This is a genomic window from Rhizobium sp. BK112 (assembly GCF_014193215.1).
In the GTDB taxonomy this organism is placed as follows: Bacteria; Pseudomonadota; Alphaproteobacteria; order Rhizobiales; family Rhizobiaceae; genus Rhizobium; species Rhizobium anhuiense.
The window spans coordinates 13,239-32,287 of sequence record NZ_JACHYZ010000012.1 but is presented as its reverse complement, the minus strand read 5'-3'; the positions used below and the strand labels follow the sequence as shown (position 1 = coordinate 32,287).

12 protein-coding genes and 1 pseudogene are annotated in these 19,049 nt (G+C 60.2%); 12 read left to right on the top strand and 1 reads right to left on the bottom strand.

Going from position 1 to position 19,049, the window contains the following annotated elements:
* The 12 genes and pseudogenes from FHT75_RS35980 to FHT75_RS35675 all read left to right on the top strand — a co-directional run.
* On the top strand, window positions 1-332 hold a 332-nt coding region (locus FHT75_RS35980; RefSeq protein ID WP_246713322.1), incomplete at its 5' end, for a DUF4082 domain-containing protein.
* Between the two features lie 99 nt (window positions 333-431).
* Entirely contained in the window at window positions 432-1,616 is a 1,185-nt protein-coding gene (locus FHT75_RS27620) for a GTP-binding protein (RefSeq protein WP_028757508.1), read from the top strand.
* Window positions 1,617-1,799: 183 nt separating this feature from the next.
* Window positions 1,800-7,211 (top strand): DUF4082 domain-containing protein, encoded by a 5,412-nt coding sequence (locus FHT75_RS27615; RefSeq protein WP_063474719.1) that lies wholly within the window; start codon window positions 1,800-1,802, stop codon window positions 7,209-7,211.
* A gap of 22 nt (window positions 7,212-7,233) precedes the next feature.
* A complete protein-coding gene (locus FHT75_RS27610; RefSeq protein WP_063474718.1) occupies window positions 7,234-8,454 on the top strand; it encodes a GTP-binding protein in 1,221 nt (406 codons plus the stop codon).
* Between the two features lie 67 nt (window positions 8,455-8,521).
* Window positions 8,522-8,827 carry a hypothetical protein gene (locus tag FHT75_RS27605; RefSeq protein ID WP_047613895.1) on the top strand — a complete coding sequence of 102 codons (306 nt, stop codon included), beginning with the start codon at window positions 8,522-8,524 and terminating at the stop codon, window positions 8,825-8,827.
* Window positions 8,828-8,870: 43 nt separating this feature from the next.
* Window positions 8,871-11,015, top strand: a complete 2,145-nt coding sequence (locus FHT75_RS27600; protein ID WP_047613893.1) for a peptidase domain-containing ABC transporter — start codon at window positions 8,871-8,873, stop codon at window positions 11,013-11,015.
* Window positions 11,012-12,451, top strand: coding sequence for an HlyD family type I secretion periplasmic adaptor subunit (locus FHT75_RS27595; RefSeq protein WP_047613891.1), 1,440 nt, complete (start codon window positions 11,012-11,014; stop codon window positions 12,449-12,451). The genes FHT75_RS27600 and FHT75_RS27595 overlap by 4 nt, the downstream gene beginning before the upstream one ends.
* 385 nt (window positions 12,452-12,836) lie before the next feature.
* Window positions 12,837-14,219 carry an aminomethyltransferase family protein gene (locus tag FHT75_RS27590; protein ID WP_047613889.1) on the top strand — a complete coding sequence of 461 codons (1,383 nt, stop codon included), beginning with the start codon at window positions 12,837-12,839 and terminating at the stop codon, window positions 14,217-14,219.
* Between the two features lie 156 nt (window positions 14,220-14,375).
* Window positions 14,376-15,278, top strand: a complete 903-nt coding sequence (locus tag FHT75_RS27585; RefSeq protein ID WP_244604887.1) for a methylenetetrahydrofolate reductase — start codon at window positions 14,376-14,378, stop codon at window positions 15,276-15,278.
* 10 nt (window positions 15,279-15,288) lie between these two features.
* The gene (gene purU, locus FHT75_RS27580) at window positions 15,289-16,155 is read left to right on the top strand and encodes a formyltetrahydrofolate deformylase (protein WP_047613887.1); all 867 of its coding nucleotides are present in this window, start codon (window positions 15,289-15,291) and stop codon (window positions 16,153-16,155) included.
* Window positions 16,156-16,458: 303 nt separating this feature from the next.
* On the top strand, window positions 16,459-17,109 hold the full coding sequence (locus tag FHT75_RS27575; protein ID WP_052213521.1) for a TetR/AcrR family transcriptional regulator: 651 nt from the start codon (window positions 16,459-16,461) through the stop codon (window positions 17,107-17,109).
* Window positions 17,110-17,526: 417 nt separating this feature from the next.
* Window positions 17,527-17,634, top strand: a pseudogene (locus FHT75_RS35675) (3-oxoacyl-ACP reductase); the annotation flags it as partial.
* Window positions 17,635-17,840: 206 nt separating this feature from the next.
* Here FHT75_RS35675 and FHT75_RS27565 read toward each other — a convergent pair.
* Window positions 17,841-19,040: an ABC transporter substrate-binding protein gene (locus FHT75_RS27565; protein WP_244604886.1), complete on the bottom strand. Its 1,200-nt coding sequence runs from the start codon at window positions 19,038-19,040 to the stop codon at window positions 17,841-17,843.
* Window positions 19,041-19,049: the final 9 nt, after the last annotated feature.

Sequence of the window (19,049 nt, the reverse complement as noted above, 5' to 3'; positions counted from 1 at the left end):
CCACGACCGGCACCAGGCTTGCCACCGCCACCTTCAGCAACACCACGGCGAGCGGCTGGCAGACGGTGAACTTCACGACGCCCGTCACCATTACCGCAAACACCAACTATATTGCGTCCTATCACACCACCGGCGCTTACGTGGCAACTGATGGCTTCTTCGCGAATGCGGTCACCAATGGTCCATTGACGGCCCAATCAAGTGCCGTCGCCGGCGGCAACGGTGTCTATGCGTATGGCGGATCCGCCACCGCAGGTCTCTTCCCGACCGACACCTACAATTCGGCGAATTACTATGCCGACGTTGTCTTCCGACCACAGCTCGTCGCGTGAAAAAAAGGACAAGGTTACGGACCGGTTTCGAATGAGGCTCATACGCAAATGCTGGTCGCGGCGAAGTGCGCTTCGACCGCCCGCATTCAAGGAATGCCGATGAACAGGATCGAGCGGCTCCCGGTAACCGTGCTGGCCGGCTTCCTCGGCGCTGGTAAGACGACGCTTCTTAGCCACGTCCTGAATAATCGTCAGGGCCTGCGGGTCGCTGTCATTGTCAACGATATGAGCGAAGTGAACATAGACGCCAGTCTCATTCGAGACGGCGGCTGCAACCTGTCGCATACGACGGAGACATTGATCGAGCTCAGCAATGGTTGCATATGCTGCACCCTGCGCAACGACCTGCTGACGGAAGTACGGCGACTGGCAGAAGAGCGGCGATACGACTATCTGTTGATCGAAGGCACCGGCATTGCCGAGCCATGCCCTATCGCTGCCACCTTTTCCTTCCGTGACGAGAACGGCGTCTCCCTCGCAGATTTTGCCAGCCTCGACACAATGGTCACCGTGGTCGACGCTGCAAACCTGTTAGCCGACTACAGCAGTGCCGATCTGCTTGCCGACCGCGGCCTGCAGCGCGACGGCGAGGACCGGCGCACACTCATCGACCTGCTGGTGGATCAGATCGAGTTTGCCGATGTTGTCGTGATCAACAAGATCTCGGACGCGACCGAAGAGATCCGCGCGGAAGTCCGCAAGATAGTTGCTGCGCTCAACCCGGATGCGCGCCAGGTGGAGACGGATTTCGGCAAGGTTTCTCTTGCAACCATCCTCAGTACGGGCCTCTTCGATGAAGCAAAAGCCGCCGCCCACCCGTTGTGGCACAAGGAGCTGTACAGCCCGGGCGACCATGTCCCGGAGACGGAAGAATACGGGGTATCGAGTTTTGTCTATCGCACGCGGCGTCCCTTCGACCCCAGGCGGTTTCGAGCATTCCTGGACGAGCCCTGGCCGGGGGTAATCCGCGCCAAAGGCCATTTCTGGCTTGCCACACGCCCGCGTCATGTGGGCCTGATGTCGGCCGCCGGGGTGCAGCGGCGCTGCGAGCCGATGGGGCTCTGGTGGGCGGCCGTGCCCCGGCAGGATTGGCCGAGCCATCAGCAGTTTCGTCAGCATATCGAAAGCCGGTGGGACAGCGCTTGGGGCGACCGTCGGCAGGAGCTCGTATTCATCGGTGTTGATATGGACGAGACAGGTGTGCGGACCGCACTGGACGGATGCCTCGCCAGCGCCGATCCGCGCGACTGGGCCGCCCTCGAAGATCCGTTTCCGGCCTGGTAGCACGGGCGCTCGAGTTAAAAACCGGCTCGACCAGCCGGACCGGCCCAGAATGCCTTTTCAACCAGCGTCAGCCACTTGGAAGTAGCCCGGCTGGTATGCGTTGAGGGTCATCATATGGGCGTAGGGGATACCTCCCTCATACCCCAGATTGCTGTCGTACATTCCCTTGGCAAAGGTGCCAGAATGAAGCTCTTGCTATGGCGGCCGAAGGGCGGGCCGATGCGGAAGGGGACGCCGCTGATGCGGAGAATTCATGTCAGTAATCGTGAGTATTTGAGTACATTTGGTGGAGCGTTGAGTATCTGTCGTGCACCCTCAACCTGGAGCGCAGTGCTGGGAACCGCGACGGTTGTATCTTCCACGAGTACCGATGGTTCCCTAAGCTTTGCCAGTAACGGCAGCTTCGCCAATCTCGACGGCGCCGCCCTCCCGTCCTCCTTCACCGGTCCGTCTTCCTTTACCGGCAATATCATGCAGCCTGCCGCGCTGATCTCATCGGGCGGCGTGCAAACTGCCTCGATACCACCGACGGCGATGCCCGCGCCTGCAGGCGACGGCGGCGCGCAGGACACCTCTGCCAAGACGGCGTCGGTTGCGACGGTGTTGCAGACGACGACGTCATCCGAACGCACCGTGCTCGGCCCGGACCCGTATGAGGAGGCTGCGACACTGCCTGCCGCTCCGGCGCTGACGGGTGTTACCGGCGATGCCGATACCGGCAGCGCCAAGACGCCGGCGCCGGCCGGTTCTTCCAGCAGTGTCGGCACGACTTCATTGCGCCTTCAGGCCTCGATAGCATCCATCTCGGTGGAGCCGAGCCAGGACGTTTCTGCCGAGACGACCGCCGCCGCGACGGCATTGGCGACGCCAGCGACGGCAACTTCGGCGGCAGCGACTCCGGCAGCGTCGGTCGCGACGGTAACGCCCAACAAGATCGCGCTCGAAAACCTGAAGCAGGGCAACCCGATCAGCGAGTGGGGTCTTGAAGGCGACGGCGGCGGCACCATCCAGGGCTTCGCCACCGAAATCAGCACAAATATCGGCCAGACGGTCGATTTCAAGATCGCCACCGATTCCACCCATTACCGCATCGATATCTACCGCATGGGCTATTATGGCGGGGCCGGCGCACGCAAGGTCGACTCGATCGAGAAATCGCTGACAACGGCGCAGATCCAGCCGCATCCGATCGTCGACATGTCGCTCGGCCTTATCGATTGCGGCAACTGGTCGGTTTCGGCGAGCTGGCAGATTCCGACGGACGCGGTCTCCGGCGTCTACTTTGCCAAGCTGGTGCGCGAAGACGGCACCGAGGATGCAAGCATCATCCCCTTCGTCGTGCGCGACGACGCCTCGACCAGCAATATCGTCTTCCAGACGTCCGACACGACATGGCAGGCCTATAATGCCTGGGGCGGCGCCAGCCTCTACTACGGCGAAGTGCCCGTCGACCCGGCAGACATGATCGGCTACCTGCCGCCGAACTGCAGCTGCGGGCTGACGGCGATCGGTCGGGCCTCGGCGGTCAGCTATAACCGGCCGATCATCACCAATACGAGCCCGATCGGCGGCTCGCACGACTACATCTTCGGCGTCGAATCCTCCGCCATCTCGTGGCTGGAGCAGAACGGCTACGACGTTTCCTATATTTCCGGCGTCGATGCGGCGCGCAACGGCACGCTGCTGCTCAACCATGATGCCTATCTCTCCGTCGGGCATGACGAATACTGGTCTGCCGAACAGCGCGCCAATGTCGAGGCGGCGCGCGATGCCGGCGTCAACCTCGCCTTCTGGAGCGGCAACGAGTGCTACTGGAAGGTCCGCTGGGAAAGCAGCATCGACGGCAGCGGTCAGGCCTACCGCACCATGGTCTGCTACAAGGAAACCTGGGGCACGAGCACGGATCCGAGCAATGTCGGCACCGGCACCTGGCGCGATCCGCGTTATGCCGATCCGGGGCAGCAGCCGGAGAATGCGCTGACGGGCACGATGTTCCAGGTGGACAGCTACCGCCAGGATACGATCTCCATTCCCTACGACTATTCGAACCTGCGCTTCTGGCGCAATACCGATGTCTCCCAGCTGAATGAAGGCGAAACCTACAATCTGGTGCAGAACCTGCTCGGCTATGAGTGGGATTCCGATGTCGAGAACGGCTTCCGTCCGGATGGCCTCATCAACCTGTCGCTCTCTTCCATCGCGGTGAGCACCTATCTGCGCGATTACGGCACCACGGTCGGCGATGCGGTGGCGACCCATAGCCTAACCATGTACCGGGCAGAAAGCGGCGCGCTGGTCTTCGGCGCCGGCACCGTCTTCTGGTCCTGGGGGCTGAGTGACAACCACCAAGGCCCGGCCACGTCAACCGATCGCAACGTGCAGCAGGCGATGGTCAACATGTTCGCGGACATGGGTATTCAGCCGACGACGCTGGATGCGAGCCTGATCCTTGCGACACAGTCGACCGACACGCTGAAGCCGACCTCGTCGATCAGCTCGCCGATCATAGGCGCAAGTTTCGTCGAAGGGCAGCGCGTGACGATCACAGGGACGGCGCAGGATTTCGGCGGCGGCATCATCGCCGGCGTCGAAGTCTCCACCGATGGCGGCCAGCACTGGTTCAAGGCGTCAGGCCGCGAGAGCTGGAGCTATAACTGGGTCGTCCAGGCGAGCGGCACCTATACGATCATGTCGCGCGCCGTCGACGACAGCGTCAATATGGAGGCGCCGTCTGCCGGCAAGCAGGTCACCGTCACGCTGCCGGGCACGCAGGGCCTATGGACGCTTGCGGAAAAGCCCGCGGTCGAAATGGCGATCGATCGCGATTCCGTCGAGCTCGGCCTGCGCTTCCAGGCGACGACGGCAGGCTACGTGGAAGGCATCCGCTTCTACAAGGGCTTCTACAACATCGGCGACCATGTCGTCAGCCTCTGGAGCGCCAACGGAACGCTACTGGCATCAGGCGTGTCGGTGGGCGAACCGCTTTCCGGCTGGCAGACGGTGATGTTCTCCAGCCCGATCCAGATTGCCGCCGGCACGACCTATGTGGCCTCCTATCACACCAACGGCTTCTACTCCGCCACCGAGAATTATTTCGCCAGCCCCTATGCCAGCGGCGCGCTGAAGGCCGTCGATGGCGGCGGCGTCTATGCCTATGGCGACAATGCCGGCACATTCCCCGGCCAGAGCCCCGGTACCGGCACCAACTATTGGGTCGACGTGGTCTTCGATGCCGGCCCCAACAGCGCGCCGGTTGCGACCGACGACGCGGGGCTGGCCATCACCCGCAACGACAGCCTCGTCGTCTCGATCGCCTCGCTCATCGGAAACGACACAGATCCCAATGGCGATGCGATGACGATTTCGGCCGTCGGCAATGCCGTCAACGGGACGGTGACGCTCAATAAGCAGAACGGCACCGTCATCTTCACGCCGAGCAACAATTATTCGGGGCCGGCAAGCTTCACCTATACGCTGTCGGACGGGCGCGGCGGCACGGATCAGGGCAACGTCAGCCTCACCGTAAACCAAGGCCCTGCCGGGGAAACGCTGTTTAAATCAAGCGAAGGGCCGACGGGCGCAAGCTTCAACGAAGGTCAGTCGCTCGAACTTGGGATGAGGTTCGTCGCTTCGTCCAGCGGCATGATTACCGGCATCCGCTACTACAAGGCTGCCGGCGATACCGGCGCCCATACCGGCTCCCTCTGGACGACCGACGGCACGCTGGTCGCGACCGTCAGCTTCGCCGACAGCGGATCGGCGAGCGGCTGGCAGACCGCGACATTCACCAACCCGGTGCATATCGCGGCTGGCACGACCTATGTCGCCTCCTACCACACGACAGGCTCCTATGTGGCGACATCAGATTATTTCACGTCAGCCCATACCAACGGCGCGCTGACGGCGCTCGCCGGCAGTAACGGCGTCTTCGGAAATGGCACGGGGTTCCCAAGCTCCAGTTACCAGTCGTCGAACTACTGGGTGGATGTCGTCTACAACCAGACAAGCAATGCGGTGCCGTTCGCCGCCAATGACAATGGCTACACGACCTATTCCAACACGGCGCTGTCGATTGCCGCAGCCAGCCTGCTTGCAAACGACAGCGATGGCGATGGCGACCCGCTCAGCATCACCGGCGTCAATGCTGCGGTCAACGGAACGGTGACCTTCAATAGCCAGACCAAGTCCGTCATTTTCACCCCGACGGCGGGTTATACGGGTGCGGCGAGCTTCTCCTATTCGATCGCGGATGGATATGGCGGCATAGCGTCGGCCACCGTCAGCCTCACTGTCGGCACGCCGCCCGGGGGAGGAACGACGTCAAGCCTGTTCACCGGCGCCGACACGTCGGGTGTTGCCGCCGCCAATGACGCCAACTCGGTCGAACTCGGCGTCAAGTTCATCGCTTCCGCCAGCGGCCAGATCACCGGGCTCACCTATTACAGGAGCGCCCAGGATACCGGCACGCATGTCGGCTCGCTCTGGACGGCCAGCGGCCAGGTTCTGGCCCAGGCCACCTTCATCAGCGAGACGGCGAGCGGCTGGCAGACGGTTTACTTCACCCAGCCGATCAATGTTACGGCCGGCGCCACCTATGTGGCGAGCTACCATTCGAACGGCTTCTATTCCGCAACGGCGAACTACTTCACGACGGACCATACGAACGGCGCGCTGACGGCCCCGTCGAGTGCGGCGAGTGGCGGCAACGGCCTTTATGCCTATGGCTCGGGCAGCCTGTTTCCGACCGCTTCCTACAATGCGAGCAATTACTGGGTCGACGTGCTCTATCAACAGGGCGGCGCGCAGAATGCGATTCCGGTCGCCGCCAATGACAGCGGCTTGTCGACCAATACCGGCACGCCGATCACCATCCAGGCCTCAGTGCTCCTGGCAAACGACACCGATGCCGATGGTGATCCGCTTGTCATCACCGGCGTCAGCGGCGCGGTCAACGGCTCGGTCGCCTATGACGCCCAGGCCAAGACGGTGACTTTCACGCCGACGGCAGGCTATTCGGGACCGGCAAGCTTCAGCTACGCAATTGCAGACGGCAAGGGCGGCACGGCGTCGGCGCAGGTTGCGCTCACCATCAACGGCGGCCAGACGGGAGGGCCGGAGCAGAACCTCTTTGCCGCCGATGCGACGCCTTCGATCGTCTCCGTCAACGACAACCAGCCGGTTAATCTCGGCATGAAATTCCAGGCGGATACGGCGGGCTGGGTTACCGGCATCCGCTTCTACAAGGGGGCAGACAATACAGGCCCGCACAACGGCTATCTCTGGACCGCCTCGGGCACATTGCTCGGCAGCGTCAGCTTCGGCAACGAAACGGCAAGCGGCTGGCAGACCGCCACGCTCACCCAGCAGGTCGAGGTCGCCGCGGATACGACCTATGTCGTTTCCTATAGCACCAACGGCAATTATTCGGCGACCGGCAATTACTTCAGCGCCGATGTGACGAACGGCGATTTGAGGGCGCTCAGCGGCAACAACGGCGTCTATGCCTATGGGGCGAGCGGCTTGTTCCCAAGTGCCAGCTATAACAGCACAAACTACTATGTGGACGTAGCGTTCAGACCGCAGCTCGCGGCGTAGAAGAAGCGAGCGGGGAGTATCGATGACGAGTGCAGACAACAGACTTCCGGTCACGGTCCTTGCCGGCTTTCTCGGCGCCGGCAAGACGACGATCCTCAACCATGTCCTGCGCAATCGCGAGGGGCGTCGGGTCGCCGTCATCGTCAACGACATGAGCGAGGTGAATATCGACGCCGATCTCGTGCGCGACGGGGGAGCGAACCTGTCGCGGACGGACGAGACGCTGGTGGAGCTCACCAATGGCTGCATCTGCTGCACATTGCGCGACGATCTCTTAAGCGAAGTGCGCCGGCTGGCCGCCGCCGGCCGCTTCGATTATCTGCTGATCGAGGGCACGGGCATTGCCGAGCCGCTGCCGGTCGCAGCCACCTTCTCCTTCCGCGACGAGAGCGGGGCAGCCCTCTGCGACGTCGCGCGGCTCGACACGATGGTTTCCGTCGTCGATGCGGTCAATCTTCTGGTCGATTATGCGAGCGCGGAGTTCCTGAGCGATCGCGGCGAGAGCCGGGACGGAGACGACGAGCGCAAGCTGGTGGAACTGCTCGTCGAGCAGATCGAATTCGCCGATGTCGTGGTCATCAACAAGGCGCAGGATGTGCCGCCTGCAGCGCTTGCCGAGGTTCGCCGCATCGTTGCCGCACTCAACCCCGATGCCCGCGTCATCGAGACCGGCTTCGGCCGGCTGAAGCTCGACGCCATCTTGAATACCGGCCTCTTCAGCGAAGCGAGAGCTGCCCGCCATCCGCTCTGGCACAAGGAACTCTTCGGTTGGGGCGAGCATGTGCCGGAGACCGAGGAATACGGCATTTCGAGCTTCGTCTATCGCAGCCGCCGGCCGTTCGATCCCTCCAGGCTGAGCGATTTCCTCGACAGAAAATGGCCGGGCCTCATCCGGGCGAAGGGCCATTTCTGGCTGGCGACAAGGCCCGACGAGATCGGCCTGCTGTCGATTGCCGGCACGCAGTGCCGCATCGACACCAAGGGTTTCTGGTGGGCCTCCGTGCCGAAGGCGCAATGGCCGCGCTTTCAGCAGTTCCGCCAACTCATCGACCGGCATTGGGACGCGATCTGGGGCGACCGCCGCCAGGAACTGGTTTTCATCGGCGCCGGCTTCGACGAAGACGCAATCCGCACCGCGCTCGACGACTGCCTGACCGGTGAGGAGACAGGCTTCGATCCGCAGACCGCCGCCCGGCTACGGGACCCGTTTCCGGCCTGGCAGCACGCCCATTCAAATAGTTAGAGCATCCCAATGGACGTAAGCCGCCCAAAGAGGAAGACGTTTTGATTATCAACCGGAGGAGAGAACAATGAGCAACGAACTTTATGCAGATGGCATCGGCGAAATCACCATCACCGGAACGATCGTGCGGATCGACCTGATGTCGCTCTCGGCCACCGAGCGTGACGCCAACAACAATCCGAAGCCGGTTTTCCGCCAGCGCATCATCATGCCGGTCGATGCCTTCGCCAATGCGGTCGATCTCATGCAGAAGGCGCTTGGCGGGTTGGTCGAAGCTGGTGCGGTCCGTCGCATCGGCGATATGTCGGCGGCGGCTGCCGATATCCAGTCGGTGCAGGCCGGCGCTTCGAACGCTTCGCCGAACTTCAACTGATAAAACAAATATTGCCTCGGTCTCGTATTGTTTCAGGTGGGCCATGACTGGTTTTCTGCATACCAACCTGCATTGTCTTGCGCTGGTCGCGCGTCATCACGGCGTCGACCTTGCTCCTGAACGGTTGCAGCACGATTATGCCGTCGGCAACGATCCTGTTGCCTTGCGGCAGCTGCTGCGCATGGCCAAGGATGCCGGCCTCAGGGCAAAGCATCTGACGCTCGACTGGCGATCCCTGTTCCAACTTGGCGAGGCGTTCCCGGTGCTCGCTGAGCTGACGAACGGCAACTGGGTGGTCATCGCCGGCGCTGTCGGGAGCGGGGAGGACGAGAGAATCCGTGTTCTCGACCCGCTGGCATCACGCGCCGAAGTGATGATGCTCAGCGAAGAGCAGTTCGCCAAGGCCTGGCTCGGATCGGTGATCCTGCTGAAGCGCAACTATCGCATGTCCGATGAGGACCGGCCCTTCGGCTTCCGCTGGTTCGTCCCCGAGATCATCAAGCAGCGCAGCTTCTTCCGCGATGTCGCGCTCGCCGCCTTCGTGCTCTACGGGCTGGGGCTGACGACGCCGATCTTCTTTCAGCTCGTCATCGACAAGGTGCTGGTGCATCAGAGCTATGCGACGCTGACGGTTCTCACGGCGGGCATAGCGATCGCGCTCGTCTTCGACGCGACCTTCACTTTTCTGCGTCGCTATTTGTTGCTCTATGCGACGAACAGGATCGACATCCGCGTCGCGACCCGCACCTTCGGCCATCTGCTCAACCTGCCGATCGCGCTCTTCGAACAGGCCTCCGCCGGCGTTCTCGTCAAGCATATGCAGCAGACGGGGCGCATTCGCGAATTCCTGACCGGCCGGCTGTTTCTCACACTCCTGGACGGCGTTTCGCTTCTGGTCTTCGTGCCGATCCTGCTTCTCTACAGCGTCAAGCTGACGCTCGTCGTGCTCGGTTTCGCAGCCCTCGTCGGGCTGGTGGTGATGATGCTCGTCGGGCCGTTCCAGCGCCGGTTGCAGGCGCTCTATCAAGCCGAAGGCGACCGCCAGGCATTGCTGGTGGAGACCGTGCACGGCATGCGCACCGTCAAATCCCTGGCGCTGGAACCGCGCCAGCGCAAGGTGTGGGACGATTATTCGGCCCAGTCGATCTCCGTGCGTTTCCGGGTCGACAAGATCTCGACCATCGCCCAGGCGATGACCGGACTGCTGGAGAAGCTGATGAGCGTCGCGATCATCGGCCTCGGCGCGCTCGATGTCTTCAGTGGCGCGATGACGATCGGCGCGCTGGTCGCCTTCAATATGCTCGCCGGCCGGGTCTCGGGACCACTGGTGCAGATCGTCACCATGGTGCACGAATATCAGGAAGTCGCGCTCTCCGTGCGCATGCTCGGCGAGATCATGAACCAGCGGCCGGAGCAGGCGGGCCGCGGGCGAGGTGTTCGGCCGAATCTACAGGGCCGCATCGAATTCGACAGGGTCACCTTCCGCTACGGCCCGGATAGCGCGCCGGCGCTCGACAATGTCTCCTTCGCCATTCCGGCGGGCTGCTTGTTCGGGGTGGTCGGCAAAAGCGGCTCGGGCAAGACGACGATCACAAGGCTGATCCAGGGGCTCTATCAGAGCCAGGAAGGCCTCGTGCGCATGGATGGCTATGACAGCCGCGAGATCGACCTCGTGCATCTGAGAACGAGCATCGGCGTCGTGCTGCAGGATAGTTTCCTGTTCCGCGGCTCGGTGCGCGAGAATATTGCCGCCGCCAAGCCCGATGCCAGCATCGAGGAGATCATGGAAGTTGCCCGTATCGCCGGCGCCGAGGAGTTCATCGAGCGCCTGCCGCGCGGCTTTGACACGATGCTGGAGGAAAACGCCTCCAATCTGTCAGGCGGCCAGAAGCAGCGGCTTGCCATTGCCCGGGCGCTGATCACCGATCCGAAGCTGTTGATCTTCGACGAGGCGACGAGCGCCCTCGACCCCGACAGCGAGGCGATCATCCGCGAGAATCTGAGCCGCATCGCCGCCGGCCGCACCGTCATCATCGTCTCGCACCGGCTTTCGACGCTCGTCGATGCCGATGCCATTCTCGTCATCGAGCGTGGCAAGGTCGCCGATATCGGCCGGCACGATCAGCTTGTATCGCGCTGCATGACCTATCGCCACCTGTGGGCCCAGCAGATGAGGCAGGTCGCATGAACGCGCACAGCAGAAAACCCAGCGAGAACCTGCCGGTCCCTTCGGGCAAGGGGCCATCAGACAAGGAGCCGGAGAAGGGCAGGGAACTCATCGCCCGCCCACCGCTGCCACCGGCAATTGCCGAGTTCCAGTCCGATGCCGTCGAACTCGAAGAACGCGCGCCGCCGCGCGTTGCCCGCATGACGCTGTATTGCGTGACAGCACTGCTTGCCGCAGCGATCACCTGGGCCTCGGTCTCCTCCATCGACGAGGTGGTGATTGCGCCCGGCAAGCTCGTCACCACACAGCCCACTATCGTCGTCCAGCCGCTCGAAACCTCGATCATCCGCACGATCGACGTCAAGGTCGGCGAGGTGGTGCATGCCGGCCAAACGCTGGCGACGCTCGACGCCACCTTCAGCCAGGCCGATGTTGGCCAACTGAGGGCGAAGTTTTCCGCTCTCGACGCCCAGGTGAAGCGCCTGGAGGCCGAGCTTACCGGCGAGGACTATTCGAAGATCGCCGGCAACACGCAGGATGAGCAGCTGCAGCTGCAGCTCTTCGCCCAGCGGCGGGCCTTCTACACGGCGCAGCTGCAGAATTTCGAACAGCAGATCGCCGGCCAATCGTCCGCACTTGCGGCAAACCGCAATCAGGAGGCCGTGCTCAACGACCGGCGCGACAACCTCTCGCAGATCGAGGCCACGCGAAAGAAGCTCTATGATAAGGAAAGCGGTTCGCTGCTCACCATGCTCGGCTCGCGCGACGCTCGCCTCGATGTGGAGGCCGATATCACCGCGGTGCGCGGCAAGGCCGAGGAGGCGGTCCACGCCTACGCGAAACTGAGCGCCGACCGCCAGGCCTTCATCGAGGATTTCCGCCGCGCCGCGATGGAGCAGCTGGTGGACCTGCGCGGCCAGCGTGACATGACCGGCGAAGAGCTGAAGAAGATGGAGCTGCGCCGTAACATGGTGGCGCTGACTGCACCCGCCGATGCCGTCGTGCTCGATCTTGCCCAGCGCTCGGTCGGTTCCGTCGTGCGCGAGGCCGAGCCGGTGGTGACGCTGGTGCCGATCAACGTGCCGCTCGAAGCAGAAGTCTCGATCAACACCCGCGACATCGGCCGCGTGGTCGTCGGCAAGGAAGCCCGCGTCAAGCTCGACGCCTATCCCTTCCAGAAATACGGCACGGCAACAGGCGAAGTGCGAACGATCAGCGAGGACACTTTCCTCACCGGCCAACCGGAACAGACCGCCACCCCGAGCCAGCCGTCCGCCCCCTTCTTCAAGGCGCGCATCCTGCTTGCCGATACCCGGTTGAATGCCACAGATGTGCCGGTGCGGCTGCTTCCCGGCATGACTGTGACCACGGAAATCAAGGTCGGCAACCGCACGGTGATCTCCTATTTCCTGTATCCGCTGCTGCGTGGCCTCGACAACGCAATACGCGAACCGTAGGGCGCCACAGCTCAGTTCGCCCCGAACGAGCTTTTAGGCAGATAGTTCTGTCGTTCCCTAAATCATTGTTATTCCACATAGGGTTCAAATCCCTTCAAAGGGTCGCTGCAGATTTTTCAAATTGAACAAAATATCAAATTGACAGTATGTGTAATTTATGAATGTATAGAGTTGAAAGCGGATCATGGCCGTTAGCTAGATTCCACTTGGCGTTGAAGAAAGAGCGATGTCGTCCTGGGAGCTTGGAGCCGCGTCGCAAAGCGATCGCCCGGCGCCAAGGGCTGGGCTGCAACAATAGTGGGGTTTTGAAGCGAAATCGTTGCTGCGTGTTTAAAGCTTGCCGAAATATTAGCAGTTTATTTTCAGTATCAGGGAGGAGCTGAACATGAATATCGCACCAAGCGTGGGACTCAAGAACCTGGAGTCCATTGTCAATGACGCCGGAGGTCCGGTAAAATTGCTTCGTGGGTCCAACATCGGGCCTTACACATTCCCGGTTATTCCACCGGAGTTCACCAATTGGCGCGATGAGGTGAGATCCTGGAAGGATAGCGTTGCGCTGCTTGAGCTTTCCTACCACATGACGGAACTGCATCTTCGCGGTCCGGACGCCGTAAAGTTTCTTTCCACGCTGGCGACCAACAAGTTCGATTCCTTCCCGGTTTTGCGCGGCAAACAACTGGTGCTGGCCGGCCACGACGGTTATATGATCGGCGATGCCATTGTCTTCCGCGAGGAAGAGGAATTTCTGCGCATCGTCGGCGCCCCTTTTGCCAGTGACTGGGTGCAGTACAACGCCGAAATCAGCGGCATGAATGTGACCGCGGTGCGGGACGACAACTTCTCGATCCGTTCGGGAACGCGCGATGTCTTCCGTATCCAGATCCAGGGCCCCAACGCGCTTCCCTTGGTGCGTGAGGTTTCGGACGGGACGTTGCCGGACATCAAGTTCTTCAATATCGGTGAATTCCAGATTGCTGGTCACGCGGTTCGTGCCCTTCGCCATGGCATGGCAGGCGAGCCTGGCTACGAAATCTACGGGCCTTGGGACATTCAGCACGAGATTCGCGCCGCCTTTGCCGAGGTCGGGCAAAAATATGGCATGCGCAAGATTGGAGCGATGGCCTATTCGACCACCGCGCAGGAATCCGGCTGGATGCCAATGCCGCTTCCGGCCATCTATCACAGCGCCGAAATGAAGCCCTACCGCGAATGGCTGAACCAGTACTTCCTGGAGTCGGTCGCCTCGCTCGGCGGCAGCTTCCTGTCCGACAAGATTGAGGACTACTACGTCGATCCGGTTGAAGTCGGTTACAAGTCGCTGATCGACTTCAATCACGATTTCATTGGTAAGGAAGCCCTGCGTGAAAGGGTCGCCAATCCGAAGCGAAAGAAAGTGACGCTCGAATGGAACAACGACGACGTCATGGCATGCATGAACTCGTCGCTGATCGATCCGGACAACGGCGGCATGTTCATGAAGCTGCCAAATCCGATGTATGCGACGTTCCAGTCGGACGCGATCATGAAAGGTGGCAAACGCGTCGGCATATCGCAATGGCTTGCCTATTCCGCCAATGCCAATCGGGTCATCTCGCTCTCGCTCGTTGATATTGAGCACGCCGAACCCGGTACGGAAGTCACAGTGCTTTGGGGTGAGCCAAATTCCCAGCGCCTTCCGGTCGGCACGCACCAGCTCCGCGAAATTCGCGCCAAGGTAGCTCCGGCTCCCTACTTCGAAAAAGTCATCAAGACCGGCCAGCAGTAACCTCAAGCCGCTTGGCGCTCAAAGCAAGCTTCATGGTGAACGGCAGCACTGCCCAGTGGCCCTCAGCGGGACCGCGGCAGTCTGCCGTACGCATCCCTTGTGCGATCCAGCTGGGGATCGTCGACAATTTCCGAAGACGTCTATAGGGGCCATCGCATGATGCATAATATCGATATGGCGGAAGACGCCCTTGCCGTGCGACCGGTGATGTCGCCACGCGCAGCATTGATTGACGGATACTCATTCGAAATCACAGGAAAAGACACTGCCGGCCTCCAAGATGTGAGCAAACTGCTTGCACCGGCCACATGCGTTTCAATTGCCTTCATTCCCAATGAAAATCATGACGCGCGCCTTGCAGCCGCGGCAACGGTGAAAGAGCTCGGCTTTCATCCGGTGCCACATATTTCCGCCAGACGTTTGGGCTCGGCTGCAGAACTGGATCGTCTCTTGGCGTTGTTTGTGAGCGTGGCGAACGTCGATCGTCTATTTATCGTGGCCGGCGATCCTGACGTGCCTGTCGGGCCATATGAGGATTCTTTGGCCATCATTCGTTCGGGACTGTTGTCCAAGCATGGAATCAGGAAGGTCGGCATAGCCGGATATCCGGAAGGGCATCCAAAGATCCGTGACGGGGTGCTTTTCGAGGTGCTGCAGGAAAAACATGCCCTCCTGACCGCCGCTGGGCTGGAATATGACATCACGACGCAGTTTTCCTTCGAGGCCGAACCGGTCATCGAATGGATCGGGCGCCTTCGCCAGGCGGGCATAACAGCACCCATACGCATTGGTGTCCCAGGGCCTGCCAGTGTGAAAACCCTGTTACGCTTCGCCACGATCTGCGGCGTCGGCGCGTCCACGAAAGTCATGGCGAAATACGGGCTCTCGATCCGGAAACTTCTGAATACCGCCGGCCCGGATGCGCTTGTGGCGGAGTTCATAAGAAGGCTCGATCCAAGCAAGCACGGATCAGTTTGTTTGCATTTCTATCCATTCGGCGGTGTTGGAAAAACGGCCGAATGGATCCGAGACTTTCTGGCAAGTCACATATCGAAGTAGGCTTTATGCAATGAAAACAATCTCCGTGCAGCAGAACTTCGTCTTGACTTTGTCATGTCAAGACAAGCCTGGAATCGTCGCCGCGGTGACCTCTGAACTTGCAGCGCTCGGCGCCAACATTTCCGATTCCAATCAATTCTGGGATCGTGTCTCCAACACCTTTTTCATGCGCATCGCGTTTTCTGTCCCGACAGCGGTCACGGAGGCCATGGTTCGTCGTGCACTGAAATCTCCGATTGAACGGTTTTCCATGAAGCTCGAGTTGATCGACGTCGGACGGAAGCCGCGGATCATCATCATGGTTTCGAAATTCGATCACGCGCTCTTACATCTGCTCTACCAAATCCGGGTTGGCTGGTTGAACGCGGAGGTTGCGGCAATCGTTTCAAATCATGAGGACTGCCGCCCGACAGCGGAGCGTGAGGGCGCACCTTTCCATTACCTGCCGGTAAACAGCGATACGAAGGCTCAACAAGAGGAAAAGCTCCTGACGCTGATGAGCGATGCGCAATCGGATCTGATCGTCCTGGCGCGCTATATGCAGGTTCTGTCGACGGAGCTTTCGAGCCGCCTGTTCGGAAGGATTATCAATATTCATCACTCTTTCCTGCCAAGCTTCAAGGGAGCCAAGCCCTATCATCAGGCCTTTGAAAGGGGTGTCAAACAGATCGGAGCCACGGCGCATTATGTCACTCCTGATCTGGACGAAGGACCGATCATCGAGCAGCAAGTCGAGCGTGTGCATCACGCGATGGGGCCGGAGGATCTTGTCGCGACCGGCCGCGATATTGAAAGCCGGGTGCTCGCCAAGGCCGTCAAATTGCATCTTGAAACCCGTGTCATGCTCAATGGCCTGAAGACTGTGGTCTTTCCGTAGAAAGGGTCATCCGCGAAATCCAGGCTTTGGCGCTTGAAACGTAAGACGTCATGATCAATCCTTCCGAAGGCGGCAACTGTTGCGGCCGTCGAAAGCAGGTTCATGGCACGATGTCGCACATCTTCGTCGCAGGCAGTTTACGTCCCGATGTCGGCAGAACTACTTGCATCAAAACAGTATTTTCTCATGCTTCGAACGGAGCTGATCGGTAAGATTTCCAAAAATCCCATGCATTGTTCTGAAAATGGTTTCGTGACATGACCGGCCTATATACGCTGCGATTGAATGAGGAATCGAGCAGGCATGGCGACGAAAATAAGCCCGGAACGGCGTGCGCAGATCGGCGTGGAGAAGCGTGCGCGTACCCGGGCGACTATCCTTTCAGCGGCGTTTCATCTGCTTGGCCGTCCAAACGGGAGGTCAACGCGTATCGAAGAAGTGTGTGGGATCGCCCTCATCTCACGGGGGACCTTTTACAACTATTTCTCTGACATTGACGAGCTGTTCGAGGTGCTCACCTATGAAATGAGCCATGAGTTCAACGTTGCAGTGCAAGAGCTCATGCGAACACTTCCTATCTGCGCGATGCGGGTTGCGCTGGCCATCCGTTATTACCTGCATCGCGCTCGCCAAGATCCTTCTTGGGGTTGGGCGATGATCAACCTTTCCAGTGTCGGGCCCATTTTCGGTTCGGATACGTTCCAATACGCAACGGCGTCCGTTCAGGAGGGCATCGAGTCGGGCGAATTCAAATTGCAAAGCGTCACGATCGGGCGAGATATGATGATTGGCACCGTTCTCGCGTCGATGACAACGCTTCTCCGGCAAGAGCAGGAGCACGATCATCCTGAAAAGGTCGTGCGCCAAATTCTGTCAGCCTTTCAGGTACCGCCTTCCATCATCGACGACTGTGTGGCGATCGAATTGCTCGATTTGCCACTCCAAGTGCCTTGAATTTTAGGGCAGCATGCAGCGAGGTTGGAGCGGGGCTTTGACGGGTGATGAGGATGTGCGGGTCATGGCCTGAGTTCGCAGCGCGTTGACGAGTTGGAGGAAGAGTTGCCGCCCCATTTGGGGATGGGCAGATATCCACGCTGCGATCAGTAAGCCGTGTTCAAATGAACAGGTGGAATGCCAAGGCGAGGTGACCGCGCGGTATGTCAATTGCGCGGTAGCGCCTGCGAACGCGAAACAACGCCGTCCCCATCGCATCCAACATGGAACCAAGAGGATCTTTTGCACCGAGAGTGTCGAGGGGTTCGGGTCACCGTCAAAGGTTCGTTCGATGATGCGGGCTTTGCCGGTTACGTCGCCCGTCGGGTTGAAGATCGCCATCTGTCCCTTCCGCAGGGAGCCGCATCACGCCTCCGCAGCGCCAGCAAGGTTCTCGACGCCCGCGTCATCAACAAGGAGGAGTGCACCTCCAGCATCATCGTCAACCTCACGGCGGTGTTCAATCTCACGCAGGGTCGTTATCCGACTGACGAGTGAATTCCAAGCCTGCTCCTTAGTACCAATCGGGACGTACGAATGCATGACGACCAAGAGCGCCGTCCTGCCGCGAAGATGTCGACAATTCCCGCGCTCGTCGTTCAACTATCGGACCCGGTAAATTTTGCCGCCCATGCTTGCCAAATCTGCCTCACCTGTGTGGGCGCCGGTTGCCGGCACCCACTGGTAGGGAGCTATTCGTATGTTTTGCCTTCAAAGTCCAAGACGCCACCGAGCGGTGCGTATTCTTGGCCATCGAACTGGTATAGCTGGAGTGCCTCCACAGGGTAGATGTCGGATCCTTCCTTGGTTGTCATTGTGATGCCCTCTTGGAGCAATGGGTTCTTCCAACCGTCCATGTTATGAACGACCTTCATCAGCTCTTCGCGGGTGGGGTCCTTGAGCTTTTCGAGGGACTGGACGAGCGTGTCGCCAATTGCATATCCGGTCTGGCCAATCGTATTGGCGAAGACGAAGTTCACCTTGGCTGCTTTTATGGCGTCGAGATAGTGATCGACGCCTTCGTCACCGGATTTCTGATTGCTGGTGATCGGCTTTAGGAAGTCGGAGGTGATGATACCCTTGGCATTTTCCAGGCCGACTGACTGGAGAACCGGATACGCCGATGACAAGTTAGTGACCAGGGTTAAAGGCTTCCAACCGCTTTCGGACTGGAAACGGATGGCCTCGCCCCCCTGGCGCGGTGCGGCGATAATAACCAATGTATCAGCGCCAGAAGCTTTCAGAGTATTTAGCTGGGTCTCGACAGTGGGGTCCTGCGATGTCACCGGCTGGCGTTCGATCACCTTGATGTTCGTTCCGTCGATTGCGCTATCGAAGGCCTTCATAAAGGTTTGGCCCGTCTCGGTGTTCAGATACAGGAAGGCCACCTTTGCGTCGGGCTTGTTGATCTGAAGATACGCAGCAAATGAGTCTGCTTCGGTTGAAAACGACGGTACGAAGCCAACCTCCCACTCGGGTGCGTTCAGGGAGACGACACCGGAATACATGAAAACGTTCGGGACTTTCTTCTGCGTGATGTAACGGCCGATCGCCAGATTGTTTGGCGTCGCCGCGGTGCCGACGAGAGCAAATACCTGATCTTTCTCGACCATCTTGCGGACATTCGCCAAGGTGCGCTGGGGATCAAGGCCATCATCTTCGATGATGAGGTCGATCTTGCGGGTCTTGCCGTCGCCCATCTTAACGCCGCCCTCGGCGTTGGCCTGCTCGACGCGCGCTCGTATGCCTTCGGCGACACCGCCGACGACCGCGACCGGTCCAGTCAGTGGTCCCGTGACACCAATTTTAATGGTGTCGTCGGTGACGCCAGGCGACGATTGCGCAGCATTGGCGTTGCTTGCCGCGAGCAGTGCCGCGACAGTCAGCGGCATTGCGCTCCC